The following is a 13,747-nucleotide window of genomic DNA, read 5'->3' on the forward strand; positions in this document are numbered from 1 at the left end:
GGCAGTTGGCCGTCCACGGGAGGTTGGTATGAAGCACCGCGGCAGGCACCGTCGACGCAGAAGGGGCCGTGCGCTGCGCGCGTCCCTGGCGGGTACCGCGCTGGCGCTCACCGCGGCGGCCACACTGATCAGCACCTCCCAGGCCGTGGGGGGCGACACCCCGGGCCCGCTGGACTCCATCACCTCGACCGACGAGCTGCACGACCTCCGCCTGCGGGAGAACCTCACCGGCCAGGCCACACTCGACACCCTCACCACACGGATGGGCGGCAGCGTCGGCGTCCACGAGGTGTTGCGGAGCGCGAACCACACCATGCGGAACCGAACGGAGTGCGAGGCGCCCGAGACGGCCGCGCTGCCCGTCGAGCCGAGGGCGAGCCGGGCGTACTGCTGGGACGCGGCCGACGCCGTGAACGAGAAGTGGGATCCGCAGTCCGTCACCACTTCCGGTGATGCCGACAGCGACGGGCAGTGGGGCGACGACCGGGTCGTCCTGGCCGGCTGGACCCATGACAACAGCGACACCGAGGATCACAACAGCGAAGACGACGGGCTGGCCCGTATCGCCTTCGTCGACGCCGACGACCCCGGCAATCTCATCTACCGCTACGTCCTCCTCGTCGCGCCCGAGGACGGCGGCAAGGACTTCAGCGCCGTCCGGTCCGGTCTCGGCGGCATGGTCTGGTACCAGGACAAGCTGATCGTCACGGCACGGGCCGCGGGCCAGCACGACAACGCGCTCTACGTCTTCGACCTCGACCTCATCCTCCGCGCCGGTGTCACCGACAGCGACGCCATCGGGAAGGTCGACGAGGGCTGGTCCGCCCATCACTACCGGTACGTGCTGCCGGCCGTCGGCTCCTACAGCCTGCCCAGCGGCACGCGTGGCTCGGGTGGCACGTGTGACTCCCGGGACGGCGACGGCGTCCCCTGTCTCTCCTCCCTGTCCCTCGACCGGACCTCCACCCCGCACAGCCTGGTCGCGAGCGAGTCGTCCGGTCCCGACCGTGAGGAACCCACCCGTATCTGGCGCTACGACCTCGCCCCCGGGGCCGACCACCGCGCCGGCCCCCTCGCCGCCGACTCCCGGGGCGTCGTCGACCCCAGCGAGGCGTACAGGACGAAGGCCGGCGGCGTGCAGGGCGTGCTGTCCCACGACGGCGACTGGTACGTGGGCCAGGCCCCCGCCGACCCCGACGCGCCCGGCACTCTCTGGCGTCAGGACGAGGACGGCGCCAAGGCCGCCAAGTGCACCACCGCCGGCCCGGACGATGCGCCGGGAGAGGCGTCGGACGAAGAGTCGTACAGCTGTTGGGGGCTGCACACCTCCGCCCTCTCCTACTGGCCCGAGACCCGCGAGCTGTGGACACTCACCGACGCGATCCCGGAGCGGGTGCTGTACGCGGTGCGGTGGTCCGCGATCGGCGACACCCTCAACCAGTGATCCGGTGATCCGGCAGTCCCGGGGCGGGCCCGACCTTGGAGCCCGCCCCACCCCCGTGATTCCCTGGGCCCCATGAGCAGCAGCCCTGTCACCACCTGGTCCCTGGAGCAGACCTCCCCGAGCGACCTCCTCCCCGCCGCCGCCCCGGACGGCGACGAGGTCCGGATCGCCCGCGCCGAGGTGCCCTCCCCCGAGTTCAGCCGCTTCCTGTACGCCTCCGTCGGCGGCGACATCCTCTGGATCGACCGGCTGTCGTGGTCGTACGCCCGTTGGCAGGAGCACCTGAGCCGTCCGGGCGTGGAGACCTGGGTCGCATACGACCGGGGGACGCCCGCGGGGTACGTGGAGCTGGAGCCACAGGACGACGGGGTCGTGGAGATCGTCTACTTCGGGCTGATCCCCGCCTTCCGGGGGCGGCGCATCGGCGGGCACCTGCTGTCGTACGGAACCGCCCGCGCCTGGGACCTCGCCGAGCGGTGGCCGCAACTGCCGCCCACCAAGCGGGTCTGGCTGCATACCTGCAGCCGGGACGGCGAACACGCGATGGCCAACTATCAGCGGCGCGGGTACAAACTCTTCGACACCAAGGTGGAGGAGGAGGCCGACGTCCAGGCACCCGGGCCCTGGCCGGGGGCGTAGGCGGTCCGTCACTCCCCCCTTCATCCCCACCACCATGACCCACATCACACTGTCTCGCCATTCGAGACAACCCTGTCCATCATGCGGATGAAGGTGGACTGAGTCTAAAGAGCCATGACACGCTTCCGTCATGTCTGGAACTGGAATTGCCTTGGTGAGTCGGCGGCACGTCGACCTCGGCCGCATGTCCAGCGCCATCTGTCCGGCGAGCTGAGTCAGCCCCAGCACCGCCGCTTTCCCCTCACCGCCTCGCCTGCGCAATGACGCGCATGCCCGGCACGCATGCCGTAACGCGCCCAAAAGCGCAGGTCTGAGCCGCGTTCCCGCCTGTCCCGAAGGACGTAACAACCATGGCCGCCACCCCGCAGAACTCCGCCACGCCCCGCCGCAAGGTGAGCCGTCACCGTGGCGAAGGACAGTGGGCCGCGGGTCACCACACCCCGCTCAACGGCAACGAGCAGTTCAAGAAGGACGACGACGGTCTCAATGTGCGGACACGCATTGAGACGATCTACTCGAAGCGCGGCTTCGACTCGATCGACCCCAACGACCTGCGTGGACGTATGCGCTGGTGGGGGCTGTACACCCAGCGCAAGCCCGGGATCGACGGCGGCAAGACCGCGATCCTGGAGCCGGAGGAGCTGGACGACAGCTACTTCATGCTGCGCGTGCGCATCGACGGCGGCCGACTGACCACGCGGCAGTTGCGGGTGATCGGTGAGATCTCGCAGGAGTTCGCCCGGGGCACGGCCGACCTGACCGACCGGCAGAACGTCCAGTACCACTGGATCCGCATCGAGGACGTGCCCGAGATCTGGGACCGGCTCGAGGCCGTGGGGCTGTCCACGACCGAGGCCTGCGGTGACACGCCCCGTGTCGTCCTCGGTTCGCCCGTCGCCGGGATCGCCTCGGACGAGATCATCGACGGCACCCCGGCCATCGAGGAGATCCAGCGCCGGATCGTGGGCAACAAGGACTTCTCGAACCTGCCCCGCAAGTTCAAGTCCGCGATCTCCGGCTCGCCGCTGCTCGACGTGGCGCACGAGATCAACGACGTCGCCTTCGTCGGTGTCCGCCACCCCGAGCACGGCCCCGGCTTCGACGTCTGGGTCGGCGGCGGTCTGTCCACCAACCCCAAGATCGGGCAGCGGCTCGGCGCCTGGGTCCCGCTGGACGAGGTCCCGGACGTCTACGAGGGCGTCATCTCGATCTTCCGTGACTACGGCTACCGGCGGCTGCGCACCCGCGCCCGTCTGAAGTTCCTGCTCGCCGACTGGGGCGTCGAGAAGTTCCGCCAGGTGCTGGAGGACGAGTACCTGAAGCGGAAGCTCGTCGACGGCCCCGCGCCGGACCAGCCCGTGCAGCGCTGGCGCGACCACGTGGGTGTCCACCAGCAGAACGACGGCCGGTACTACGTCGGGTTCGCCCCGCGCGTCGGCCGCGTGGACGGCACCACCCTCACGAAGATCGCCGAGCTCGCCGAGGCACACGGGTCCGGGCGGGTCCGTACCACCGCCGAGCAGAAGATGATCGTGCTCGATGTCACCGAGGACCAGATCGACTCCCTCGTCTCCGGCCTGGAGGCGCTGGACCTCACGGTCAAGCCGTCCCCGTTCCGGCGCGGCACCATGGCCTGCACCGGCATCGAGTACTGCAAGCTCGCCATCGTCGAGACCAAGGCGCGCGGCGCCTCGCTGATCGACGAGCTGGAGCGCCGTATCCCGGACTTCGACGAGCCGATCACCATCAACATCAACGGCTGCCCGAACGCCTGCGCGCGTATCCAGGTGGCGGACATCGGTCTCAAGGGCCAGCTCGTCCTCAACGACCAGGGCGAGCAGGTCGAGGGCTACCAGGTGCACCTGGGCGGTGCGCTGGGCCTGGAGGCCGGGTTCGGCCGCAAGGTGCGCGGTCTGAAGGTGACCGCCGAGGAGCTGCCCGACTACGTCGAGCGCGTCCTCAAGCGGTTCGAGGCGGAGCGCGAGGACGGCGAGCGGTTCGCGACCTGGGCCGGGCGCGCCACCGAGGAGGCCCTTTCGTGAGCGAGCGAGCCGCCCCCTTCCACTGCCCCTACTGCGGTGACGAGGACCTGCGCCCGAACGAAGAGGGACATGGCGCGTGGGAATGCGGAGCCTGCAATCGAGCCTTCCAGTTGAAGTTCCTCGGGCTGCTGGCCCGGGGGCTTCAGCGAGCCGACAGCGGAGGGGATCAGATATGACGACCGTTCAGGCGGATTCCGATACATCCGCGTCCTTGGAGGACGCGACCGGCCCGGAAGCGGTGAAGCGCGCCGAACTCAAGGCGCTCGCCGAGCAGGCCGGCCGTGACCTCGAAGACGCCTCGGCCCTGGAGATCCTCCAGTGGGCCGTGGACACCTTCGGCAAGCGTTTCTGCGTGACCTCCTCCATGGAGGACGCCGTGGTCGCGCACCTCGCCTCCCGGGCCAGGCCCGGCGTGGACGTCGTGTTCCTCGACACCGGCTACCACTTCCCGGAGACCATCGGCACCCGGGACGCGGTCGAGGCCGTGATGGACGTCAACGTCATCACGATCACCCCGCGTCAGACGGTCGCCGAGCAGGACGCCGAGTACGGTCCCAAGCTGCACGACCGCGACCCGGACCTGTGCTGCTTCCTGCGCAAGGTCAAGCCGCTCGAAGAGGGTTTGACCCGCTTCGACGCGTGGGCGACGGGCCTGCGCCGCGACGAGTCCCCGACCCGGGCGAACACCCCCGTCGTCGGCTGGGACGAGAAGCGCGGCAAGGTCAAGATCTCACCGATCGCCCGTTGGACACAGGACGACGTGGACGCGTACGTCGCCGAGCACGGCGTGCTCACCAACCCGCTGCTCATGGACGGGTATGCCTCCGTCGGCTGCGCCCCCTGCACCCGGCGGGTCGCCGAGGGCGAGGACGCGCGCGCCGGCCGCTGGGCGGGCAGCGGCAAGACCGAGTGCGGGCTGCACCTGTGACCGCGACCGTGCCCACGAAGAGCAACGACCCCGTTCCTGTGAAGAACCAGGAGAACCAAGTGACGACCGGAGCCACCGGAGCCACCGTCTGGCTCACGGGTCTGCCGAGTGCCGGCAAGACCACCATCGCCTACGAGCTCGCGGGCCGACTGCGTGCGGAGGGCCACCTCGTCGAGGTCCTCGACGGCGACGAGATCCGCGAGTTCCTCACCGCGGACCTCGGCTTCAGCCGCGCCGACCGGCACACCAACGTGCAGCGCATCGGCTTCCTCGCCGACCTGCTGGCCCGTAACGGCGTCAAGGCCCTCGTGCCCGTCATCGCGCCCTACGCCGACAGCCGCGAGGCCGTCCGCAAGCGCCACCAGGCGAGCGGCGCCGCGTATGTCGAGGTGCATGTGGCCACGCCGGTCGAGGTGTGCTCCGTACGCGATGTGAAGGGGCTCTACGCCAAGCAGGCCGCGGGGGAGATCTCGGGGCTGACCGGTGTCGACGACCCGTACGAGGCGCCCGCCTCGCCGGACCTTCGCATCGAATCGCAGGACCAGACCGTGGCGGAGTCCGCGGCCCTGGTCCACCAGCTGCTCACCGAGAGGGGTCTGGCATGACGACGACCGTCGCGGCCGTCTCCGAGGAGACCGGCACCCCGTACACCCTGTCCCACCTGGACGCCCTCGAGTCCGAGGCCGTGCACATCTTCCGCGAGGTGGCGGGTGAGTTCGAGCGGCCGGTCATCCTCTTCTCCGGTGGCAAGGACTCCATCGTCATGCTGCACCTGGCCCTGAAGGCGTTCGCCCCGGCGGCGGTCCCCTTCACGCTGCTGCACGTGGACACCGGGCACAACTTCCCCGAGGTCATCGAGTACCGCGACCGTACGGTGGCCCAGCACAACCTGCGGCTGCATGTGGCCTCCGTGCAGGACTACATCGACCGGGGTGTGCTGAAGGAGCGTCCGGACGGCACCCGCAACCCCCTGCAGACCGTGCCGCTCACCGAGAAGATCCAGGCGGAGAAGTTCGACGCCGTCTTCGGTGGTGGCCGTCGCGACGAGGAGAAGGCGCGCGCCAAGGAGCGGGTGTTCTCGCTGCGGGACGAGTTCTCGCAGTGGGACCCTCGCCGCCAGCGCCCCGAGCTGTGGAACCTGTACAACGGCCGCCACGCGCCCGGTGAGCACGTCCGCGTCTTCCCGCTGTCCAACTGGACCGAGCTGGACGTGTGGCAGTACATCGCCCGCGAGGGCATCGAACTGCCGGAGATCTACTTCGCGCACGAGCGTGATGTGTTCCAGCGGGCCGGGATGTGGCTGACCGCCGGCGAGTGGGGCGGGCCGAAGGACGGCGAGACCGTCGAGAAGCGCCTCATCCGCTACCGGACCGTGGGTGACATGTCCTGCACCGGTGCCGTCGACTCGGAGGCCACGACGCTGGACGCCGTGATCGCCGAGATCGCCGCCTCCCGGCTGACCGAGCGCGGCGCGACCCGCGCCGACGACAAGATGTCCGAGGCCGCGATGGAAGACCGTAAGCGCGAGGGGTACTTCTAAGCATGAGCACGATCACCGCCGAGGAGCTCTCGGCCACGACCCTGCTGCGGTTCGCCACCGCCGGTTCCGTCGACGACGGCAAGTCCACGCTCGTCGGGCGGCTGCTGCACGACTCCAAGTCGGTCCTCACCGACCAGCTGGAGGCCGTGGAGCGCGTGTCGGCCTCGCGGGGGCAGGAAGGTCCCGACCTCGCGCTGCTGACGGACGGTCTGCGGGCCGAGCGGGAGCAGGGCATCACGATCGACGTGGCGTACCGCTACTTCGCCACGGTCCGGCGCCGGTTCATCCTCGCCGACACGCCCGGCCACGTGCAGTACACCCGCAACATGGTGACGGGTGCCTCCACGGCCGAGCTGACGGTGATCCTGGTCGACGCCCGCAACGGCGTCGTCGAGCAGACCCGCCGGCACGCCGCGATCGCCGCGCTGCTGCGCGTCCCGCACGTGGTCCTCGCCGTCAACAAGATGGACCTCGTCGGGTACGAGGAGAAGGTCTTCGCCGCGATCGCCGAGGAGTTCACGGCGTACGCGTCCGAGCTGGGCGTCCCGGAGATCACCTCCATCCCGATCTCGGCGCTGGCCGGCGACAACGTGGTGGAGCCGTCGGCCAACATGGACTGGTACGGCGGCCCGACCTTCCTGGAGCACCTGGAGTCCGTGCCGGTCAGCCACGACCTGGCGCACTGCCACGCCCGCCTCCCCGTGCAGTACGTGGTCCGTCCGCAGACCGCCGAACACCCGGACTACCGGGGGTACGCGGGGCAGATCGCGGCCGGTACGTTCCGCGTCGGCGACCCGGTGACCGTGCTGCCGTCGGGCCGAGCGACGAAGGTCACGGGCATCGACCTGCTCGGCAAGCCGGTCGAGGTGGCCTACACCCCGCAGTCGGTGACCCTCCTCCTCGAGGACGACATCGACATCTCGCGCGGCGACCTGATCGTGCCCAGCAAGGACGCGCCGGCGACCACGCAGGACATCGAGGCGACCGTCTGCCATGTGGCGGACCAGCCGCTGACGGTGGGCCACCGGGTGCTCCTCAAGCACGGCACCCGCACGGTCAAGGCGATCGTCAAGGACATCCCGTCCCGCCTGACGCTCGACGACCTGTCCCTGCACCCGCACCCGGGACAGCTCGTCGCGAACGACATCGGCCGGGTCAAGATCCGCACCGCCGAGGCGCTGCCGGTCGACTCGTACGCCGACTCCCGCCGCACCGGCTCGTTCATCCTGATCGACCCGGCGGACGGCACGACGCTGACCGCCGGCATGGTCGGCGAGTCGTTCGCCTCCCCGGAGCCCGTCAAGGACGAGTCCGAGGACGACGGGTGGGACTTCTGACATGACCCCCGTGGATTACTACGCGACGTTCGCGAAGGAGGGCGGCCGGGTCGGCAGCGGCGCCCTCGGCAGCGGGCAGGGCGGAGTCGCGCGATGTGTGCGATGACGTACGCGCACTGCTTGCGCGCCCCGTCCCCCCACCCGACGTCCCGGCTGCGACGAAGACCGTTTTCCTGACCCCCCGGCCACGCCCCGAAAGGCCGTGACCGCCGGGCCAACGAGAGGAACACCTCCCGTGCCTGCCAACCGCTCCGCCGCCTTCCGGCGCTCCCTCGCGGCCATCACCGCACTCCCGCTGCTCGCCCTGGCCGCTTGCGGCTACGGTTCCGAGGCCAAGGACGACGACGCCCCCAAGGTCGCCGCCGGCGCCAAGAAGATCGAAGGCCTCGACACGGTCAAGATCGGCTACTTCGGCAACCTGACCCACGCCACCGCCCTGGTCGGCAACCAGGAGGGCATCTTCCAGAAGGAACTCGGCGCCACCGAGGCCAAGTACACGACCTTCAACGCCGGGCCCTCCGAGATCGAGGCGCTCAACTCGAAGTCGATCGACATCGGCTGGATCGGCCCCTCCCCCGCGATCAACGGCTACACCAAGTCCGCCGGCAAGAACCTGCGCATCATCGGCGGTTCGGCCTCCGGCGGTGTGAAGCTCGTCGTCAACCCGGACAAGATCAAGTCCCTGAAGGACGTCAAGGGCAAGAAGATCGCGACCCCGCAGCTCGGCAACACCCAGGACGTGGCGTTCCTCAACTGGATCGCCGAGCAGGGCTGGAAGGTCGACGCCGAGAGCGGCAAGGGCGACGTCTCCGTGGTCCGTACGGACAACAAGATCACCCCTGACGCCTACAAGTCCGGCTCCATCGACGGCGCCTGGGTGCCGGAGCCGACCGCGTCCAAGCTCGTCGCCGAGGGCGCCAAGGTGCTGCTGGACGAGGCCGACCTGTGGCCGGACAAGAAGTTCGTGATCACGAACATCATCGTGCGGCAGGACTTCCTGAAGGAGCACCCGAAGGTCGTCGAGGCCGTGCTGCGCGGCGCGGTCAAGACGAACGCCTTCATCAACTCCGACCCGGCCAAGGCGAAGGCAGCGGCCAACGCGCGCCTCAAGGTGGACTCCGGCAAGGAACTGCCGGCCGACGTCCTCGACCCGGCGTGGAAGTCGATCCAGTTCACCAACGACCCGCTGGCCGCCACCCTCAACACCGAGGCGGAGCACGCGGTGAAGGCCGGTCTGCTGGAGGACCCGAAGCTCGACGGCATCTACGACCTGACGATCCTCAACAAGGTCCTCAAGTCCGAGGGCGAGTCCGAGGTCGACGACGCCGGTCTCGGCGTCAAGTAACCCGGTAGACCGACGAGTCCCCAGGAGGTGACGACCATGGCCACCACCCTCGCCAAGGCCGACAACGCCGAGGCAGTGGAGCACGCCGCCCGTATCGAGCACGTATCGAAGTCCTTCGCCGGGCCGACCGGGCAGCAACTCGTCCTGGACGACATCACCCTCGATGTCGCGCCGGGCGAGTTCGTCACCCTCCTGGGGGCCTCGGGCTGTGGCAAGTCGACGCTGCTGAACCTGGTGGCGGGGCTCGACGCCCCGTCCCAGGGCAGCATCACGACCGACGGGCGCCCCGCTCTGATGTTCCAGGAGCACGCCCTGTTCCCGTGGCTGACCGCGGGCAAGAACATCGAACTCGCCCTGAAGCTGGGGGGAGTACCGAAGAACGACCGGCGCGACCGCGCCGAGGAACTGCTCGAACTCGTTCGGCTGAACGGCTCGTACGGCAAGCGTGTGCACGAGCTGTCCGGTGGTATGCGCCAGCGTGTCGCGCTGGCGCGCGCCCTGGCCCAGGAGAGCCGTCTCCTGCTGATGGACGAGCCGTTCGCGGCGCTCGACGCGATCACCCGCGACGTACTGCACGACGAGCTGACCCGGATCTGGGAGGAGACGGGTCTGTCGGTCCTGTTCGTCACGCACAACGTGCGGGAAGCCGTACGGCTCGCGCAGCGGGTCATCCTGCTGTCCTCCCGTCCGGGTCGCATCGCCCAGGAGTGGCGGGTGGACATCCCGCAGCCGCGCCGTATCGAGGACGCGCCCGTGGCCGAACTGTCCATCGAGATCACCGAGAAACTGCGTGAGGAGATCCGCCGTCATGGCCAGCAGTGACACGAAGACGACGGGCCTCACGGACACCTCCGAGGCGCGGGCCGCGGGCAACCACACGATCGTCGGTCTCGAGGCCGGTCTGGACGCCCTGGAGATCGGGGTCACGGGCGCCACTCCGTTCCGGGTCACCGCCCGCACCAAGATCCTGCCGCCGATCATCGCCATCCTCGTGGTGCTGGTGGTCTGGCAGGCGCTGATCTCGCTGAAGATCGTCACCGACCTCACCAAGCTGCCGTCGCCCGCCGACGTGGGCAACGAGTTCAAGGAGGCCTGGCTCGAGGGCAAGCTCCTCGAGTACGTCTGGACGAGCATCTCGCGCGGTCTGCTCGGCTTCCTGCTGGCGATCGCCATCGGTACGCCGCTGGGTCTGCTGGTGGCCCGGGTGAAGTTCGTGCGCGCGGCGATCGGCCCGATCCTGTCCGGTCTGCAGTCGCTGCCGTCGGTGGCGTGGGTGCCGCCGGCCGTGCTCTGGCTGGGCCTGAACAACTCGATGATGTACGCGGTGATCCTGCTCGGCGCGGTCCCGTCCATCGCCAACGGTCTCGTCTCCGGCATCGACCAGGTGCCGCCGCTGTTCCTGCGGGCGGGCCGCACGATGGGCGCGACGGGGCTGAAGGGTGCCTGGCACATCGTGATGCCGGCCGCGCTGCCGGGCTATCTGGCGGGTCTGAAGCAGGGCTGGGCGTTCTCCTGGCGCTCGCTGATGGCGGCGGAGATCATCGCCTCCTCGCCCGACCTGGGTCTGGGCCTCGGCGCCCTGCTGGAGGTCGGCCGTAACGCGAACTCGATGGCCGTGGTCTTCGAGGCGATCATCCTGATCCTCTTCGTCGGTGTCGCCATCGACCTGCTGATCTTCAGCCCCCTGGAGCGGCGGATCCTGCGCGGCCGCGGCCTCCTCGTGAAGAACTGAGAGAAGGCCGGAAACCCAGTAGGGACAACCTGACAAGCAACAGAGCCGAGAGATCCGAAAGAGCCCGTCTCCCCATGCGCAGCCCCGTACTCCTCGTCATCGCCCACGGCAGCCGCGACCCGCGGCACGCCGCCACCGTGCACGCCCTGGTGCGTCGGGTGCGGGCGATGCGACCGGGGCTGCGCGTGGAGACGGGCTTTCTGGACTTCAACGTCCCGTCCGTGCAAGGCGTGCTGGAAAAGCTGGCGGCGGAGGGCGTACGCGACGTCGTGGCCCTCCCCCTGCTCCTGACCCGGGCCTTCCACGCCAAGGCGGACATCCCGGCGGTCCTGCGTGACGCGCCGCCGCAGCTGCGCATCCGGCAGACGGAGGTGCTCGGCCCGTCGCCGCTGCTGCTGATGGCGCTCGAACGCCGGCTGTACGAGGCGGGGCTGAGCCCCGCCGACAAGTCCTCGACCGGGGTCGTGCTGGCCTCGGCGGGGTCCACGGACCCGGAGGCGATCGCGGTGATCGCAGCAATCGCGCGGGAGTGGCGGCACACCGGTTGGTGCGCCGTGCGACCCGCGTTCGCCTCCGCGTCCCTTCCCCGCACGGAGGACGCGGTACGGGAGCTGCGGGCGCTCGGCTGCGAACGGGTGGCCGTGGCGCCGTACGTCATCGCTCCCGGCCGGCTGCCGGACCGTATCGCCACGGGCGCGGCCGAGGCCGGCGCGGACGTCCTGGCCGAGGTCCTCGGCCCCTCCCCCGAACTGGCCGCACTGCTGCTGCACCGGTACACGGCCGCGCTGCGCGCGTGGCGTCCGGCCGCGTCCGGACTTGCCCTTCTGGACACTGCATCTTAGGCCACATTTGCCCCAGATACACCTCAACTCCCTTGTAGCGCACCTGATTACGCGAAAGCATTCAAGTGCACCACCCAACGGGAGGAAAGAACTGTGCGACTGAAGACCACTGCGACGACGGGCCTGATCACGGCGGCCCTGATCGCCTCGGCCACGCCCGTCCTGGCCGGCACGGCCACTGCGGCGAGCGCCTCGACCACCACGGCCGTCACCACGCAGGCCGCCGCGGCGAAGAAGCTCAAGACGCAGAAGTGCGACGAGCGGCACAACGTGAAGGTCTGCATCACCTACCGCACCAAGGGCAACGCGGGCGCGAAGACGAACCAGTTCGTCGCCTCGGTCAAGAGCTACAACAAGAGCTCCTTCAAGGCCCGGCTGACGGTCACCAACCAGAAGACCTGGCACAACGACAAGTACCCCACGGTCAAGCGTGACTCCTACATCGAGGTCACCAAGGCGACCAAGAAGAACGGCCACGCCTGCGCGGCCCTGTACGTGGGTCCCAGCGCCAGCTACCCGGCCTGGATGGCCTGCATCAACTAGTCGAAGCTCAGCGCCCCGGTCCTGGTCCGCTTGAGCTCGAAGAAGTCGGGGTGGCCGGCCAGCACCCGGAAGCTGTCGAAGAGTTCGGCCGCCCGGGGTCCTCGCGAACGGCCCGCAGTACGGGGCCGAACCACACCGTGCCGTCGACGTGGACGGTGGGCGTGCCCACGTATCCGCCCGACTCCGGTTCGGCCCCGGCCTCGTGGGTCCGGCGCACGGCCTCGTCGTACGCCGGATCGTGCGCGGCGGCGCGAGGTCGGCCGGGAGGCCGAGTTCGGTGAGGGAGTCGGCGATCACCGCGTCGAAGTCCTCGCCGAACTCGGCCTTCCGCTCGTGGATGCGGGTACCGAAGGCCGTGTAGAGGTCACGCAGGACCTTCTCGCCGTGCCGCTCGGCGGCGGCCACCGCGACCCGCACCGGGCCGATCGACCTGTCCACCAACTCCCGCTACCAGTCGGGGAGTTCGTTGCCGATGTTGTGCAGGTACAGGCTCATCGGGTGGAAGCGGAGGTCGAGCGGGCGCTCGCGTTCGACCTCCAGCAGCCACCGGGAGGTGATCCAGGCGAAGGGGCAGGCGGGGTCGAAGTAGAAGTCGACGCGGTTGGGGGCGGAGGCTGCGGCGGTGCTGGTCATGGTGTCGACCGTAGTCGCCGATTGGTTCAGGTGGCTGATCCAATCCTGGAGTTTTCAGTGGTCCACTTTGCTGACGGCCTGCTGCCTCGGGTTCCGGCCGCTCGACGCCAGGGCTCGGTCGAAGACGGGCGCGTCGGCGGGGACGGGTACGGGGTCGGCGAAGCCGTCGTACTGGCGGTAGAGGTCGCCGTGGGTCGCGACCACGTCGAGGATCAGCCGGGCGGCGTCCTCGGAGACGCGGAACTCCTGGCCGGTGACGGTGGCGACGTCCCAGCCGTGCACCGCCGTCTCCTTGATGATCATCCCGGCGAGGTCGGCGGCCGGCAGCGGACCCATGCCGAGGTCGATCTCGCCCTCCCACATCGCCGGGTCGGCCCAGGCCGCGACCGCCCGGTCCAGCTGGGCGGCGTACGCCTCGGCCCAGTCCGGGTCGGCGGTGAAGTCCCGCTCGGTCAGCTCCTCGGGGAGGGGCTTGCGCAGGGCGCGGTGCTCCAGGCCGTGCGAGGTGTAGAGGACCCAGTGGTTGACCAGGGTGCGGATGTCCCAGCCTGGGCAGTGCGTGGGCAGAGGGAGCTGCGCCGCCGTGACGCCCCGTGCGACACGGGCCGCCTCGGCGGCGCATTCGGCCATGTACGGATGCATGTCGTGGTTCTTCATGCACCTCACGCTAGGGACAGCTCGCCCGGTCCTCTTGAACAAACGCGACAGCCCTTGAAGGCGGC

15 protein-coding genes and 1 pseudogene are annotated in these 13,747 nt (G+C 69.6%); 14 read left to right on the forward strand and 2 right to left on the reverse strand.

Annotated elements, in window-relative coordinates; translation table 11 throughout:
* The first annotated feature begins 28 nt into the window (after window positions 1-28).
* The 14 genes from SGFS_RS16180 (at window position 29) to SGFS_RS16240 (ending at window position 12,392) form a co-directional block, all read left to right on the forward strand.
* Window positions 29-1,444 carry a hypothetical protein gene (locus tag SGFS_RS16180; RefSeq protein ID WP_286250987.1) on the forward strand — a complete coding sequence of 472 codons (1,416 nt, stop codon included), beginning with the start codon at window positions 29-31 and terminating at the stop codon, window positions 1,442-1,444.
* Window positions 1,445-1,516: 72 nt separating this feature from the next.
* A complete protein-coding gene (locus SGFS_RS16185) occupies window positions 1,517-2,083 on the forward strand; it encodes a GNAT family N-acetyltransferase (protein WP_286250988.1) in 567 nt (188 codons plus the stop codon).
* Between the two features lie 130 nt (window positions 2,084-2,213).
* A complete protein-coding gene (locus SGFS_RS51420) occupies window positions 2,214-2,297 on the forward strand; it encodes a putative leader peptide (protein ID WP_309486338.1) in 84 nt (27 codons plus the stop codon).
* Window positions 2,298-2,433: 136 nt separating this feature from the next.
* Window positions 2,434-4,125 carry a nitrite/sulfite reductase gene (locus tag SGFS_RS16190; RefSeq protein ID WP_286250990.1) on the forward strand — a complete coding sequence of 564 codons (1,692 nt, stop codon included), beginning with the start codon at window positions 2,434-2,436 and terminating at the stop codon, window positions 4,123-4,125.
* Window positions 4,122-4,301 (forward strand): hypothetical protein, encoded by a 180-nt coding sequence (locus SGFS_RS16195; protein WP_286250992.1) that lies wholly within the window; start codon window positions 4,122-4,124, stop codon window positions 4,299-4,301. The genes SGFS_RS16190 and SGFS_RS16195 overlap by 4 nt, the downstream gene beginning before the upstream one ends.
* Complete coding sequence (locus SGFS_RS16200; RefSeq protein WP_286250994.1) at window positions 4,298-5,053, forward strand: phosphoadenylyl-sulfate reductase; 756 nt, start codon at window positions 4,298-4,300, stop codon at window positions 5,051-5,053. The genes SGFS_RS16195 and SGFS_RS16200 overlap by 4 nt, the downstream gene beginning before the upstream one ends.
* 38 nt (window positions 5,054-5,091) lie before the next feature.
* Window positions 5,092-5,658 carry an adenylyl-sulfate kinase gene (gene cysC, locus SGFS_RS16205; protein ID WP_286259947.1) on the forward strand — a complete coding sequence of 189 codons (567 nt, stop codon included), beginning with the start codon at window positions 5,092-5,094 and terminating at the stop codon, window positions 5,656-5,658.
* The gene (gene cysD, locus SGFS_RS16210) at window positions 5,655-6,593 is read left to right on the forward strand and encodes a sulfate adenylyltransferase subunit CysD (RefSeq protein ID WP_286250996.1); all 939 of its coding nucleotides are present in this window, start codon (window positions 5,655-5,657) and stop codon (window positions 6,591-6,593) included. Before cysC ends, cysD begins: the two co-directional genes overlap by 4 nt.
* 2 nt (window positions 6,594-6,595) lie before the next feature.
* A complete protein-coding gene (locus SGFS_RS16215) occupies window positions 6,596-7,930 on the forward strand; it encodes a sulfate adenylyltransferase subunit 1 (RefSeq protein WP_286250998.1) in 1,335 nt (444 codons plus the stop codon).
* A gap of 235 nt (window positions 7,931-8,165) precedes the next feature.
* A complete protein-coding gene (locus SGFS_RS16220) occupies window positions 8,166-9,275 on the forward strand; it encodes an aliphatic sulfonate ABC transporter substrate-binding protein (RefSeq protein WP_286251000.1) in 1,110 nt (369 codons plus the stop codon).
* Between the two features lie 36 nt (window positions 9,276-9,311).
* Window positions 9,312-10,097 carry an ABC transporter ATP-binding protein gene (locus SGFS_RS16225; protein ID WP_286251001.1) on the forward strand — a complete coding sequence of 262 codons (786 nt, stop codon included), beginning with the start codon at window positions 9,312-9,314 and terminating at the stop codon, window positions 10,095-10,097.
* Window positions 10,084-11,007 (forward strand): ABC transporter permease, encoded by a 924-nt coding sequence (locus tag SGFS_RS16230; RefSeq protein WP_286251002.1) that lies wholly within the window; start codon window positions 10,084-10,086, stop codon window positions 11,005-11,007. The genes SGFS_RS16225 and SGFS_RS16230 overlap by 14 nt, the downstream gene beginning before the upstream one ends.
* 74 nt (window positions 11,008-11,081) lie before the next feature.
* The gene (locus tag SGFS_RS16235; RefSeq protein ID WP_286251003.1) at window positions 11,082-11,849 is read left to right on the forward strand and encodes a sirohydrochlorin chelatase; all 768 of its coding nucleotides are present in this window, start codon (window positions 11,082-11,084) and stop codon (window positions 11,847-11,849) included.
* 93 nt (window positions 11,850-11,942) lie between these two features.
* Window positions 11,943-12,392: a hypothetical protein gene (locus SGFS_RS16240; RefSeq protein WP_286251004.1), complete on the forward strand. Its 450-nt coding sequence runs from the start codon at window positions 11,943-11,945 to the stop codon at window positions 12,390-12,392.
* Here SGFS_RS16240 and SGFS_RS16245 read toward each other — a convergent pair.
* Together SGFS_RS16245 and SGFS_RS16250 are read right to left on the reverse strand one after the other, a co-directional pair.
* Window positions 12,389-13,025 (reverse strand): annotated as a pseudogene (locus SGFS_RS16245) (mycothiol-dependent nitroreductase Rv2466c family protein). The gene SGFS_RS16240 and the pseudogene SGFS_RS16245 overlap by 4 nt on opposite strands.
* A gap of 54 nt (window positions 13,026-13,079) precedes the next feature.
* Window positions 13,080-13,682 (reverse strand): TIGR03086 family metal-binding protein, encoded by a 603-nt coding sequence (locus SGFS_RS16250; RefSeq protein ID WP_286251005.1) that lies wholly within the window; start codon window positions 13,680-13,682, stop codon window positions 13,080-13,082.
* Between the last annotated feature and the right edge of the window lie 65 nt (window positions 13,683-13,747).

Origin of the sequence: Streptomyces graminofaciens (genome assembly GCF_030294945.1) — a bacterium.
GTDB lineage: Bacteria > Actinomycetota > Actinomycetes > Streptomycetales > Streptomycetaceae > Streptomyces > Streptomyces graminofaciens.

Coding starts and splice junctions, on each gene's coding strand:
- SGFS_RS51420 (WP_309486338.1), top strand. CDS start 2,214: ATGTCTGGAACTGGAATTGCCTTGGTGAGTCGGCGGCACGTCGACCTC.
- SGFS_RS16230 (WP_286251002.1), top strand. CDS start 10,084: ATGGCCAGCAGTGACACGAAGACGACGGGCCTCACGGACACCTCCGAG.
- SGFS_RS16235 (WP_286251003.1), top strand. CDS start 11,082: ATGCGCAGCCCCGTACTCCTCGTCATCGCCCACGGCAGCCGCGACCCG.
- SGFS_RS16180 (WP_286250987.1), top strand. CDS start 29: ATGAAGCACCGCGGCAGGCACCGTCGACGCAGAAGGGGCCGTGCGCTG.
- SGFS_RS16185 (WP_286250988.1), top strand. CDS start 1,517: ATGAGCAGCAGCCCTGTCACCACCTGGTCCCTGGAGCAGACCTCCCCG.
- SGFS_RS16225 (WP_286251001.1), top strand. CDS start 9,312: ATGGCCACCACCCTCGCCAAGGCCGACAACGCCGAGGCAGTGGAGCAC.
- SGFS_RS16200 (WP_286250994.1), top strand. CDS start 4,298: ATGACGACCGTTCAGGCGGATTCCGATACATCCGCGTCCTTGGAGGAC.
- SGFS_RS16215 (WP_286250998.1), top strand. CDS start 6,596: ATGAGCACGATCACCGCCGAGGAGCTCTCGGCCACGACCCTGCTGCGG.
- cysD (WP_286250996.1), top strand. CDS start 5,655: ATGACGACGACCGTCGCGGCCGTCTCCGAGGAGACCGGCACCCCGTAC.
- SGFS_RS16190 (WP_286250990.1), top strand. CDS start 2,434: ATGGCCGCCACCCCGCAGAACTCCGCCACGCCCCGCCGCAAGGTGAGC.
- SGFS_RS16250 (WP_286251005.1), bottom strand. CDS start 13,682: ATGAAGAACCACGACATGCATCCGTACATGGCCGAATGCGCCGCCGAG.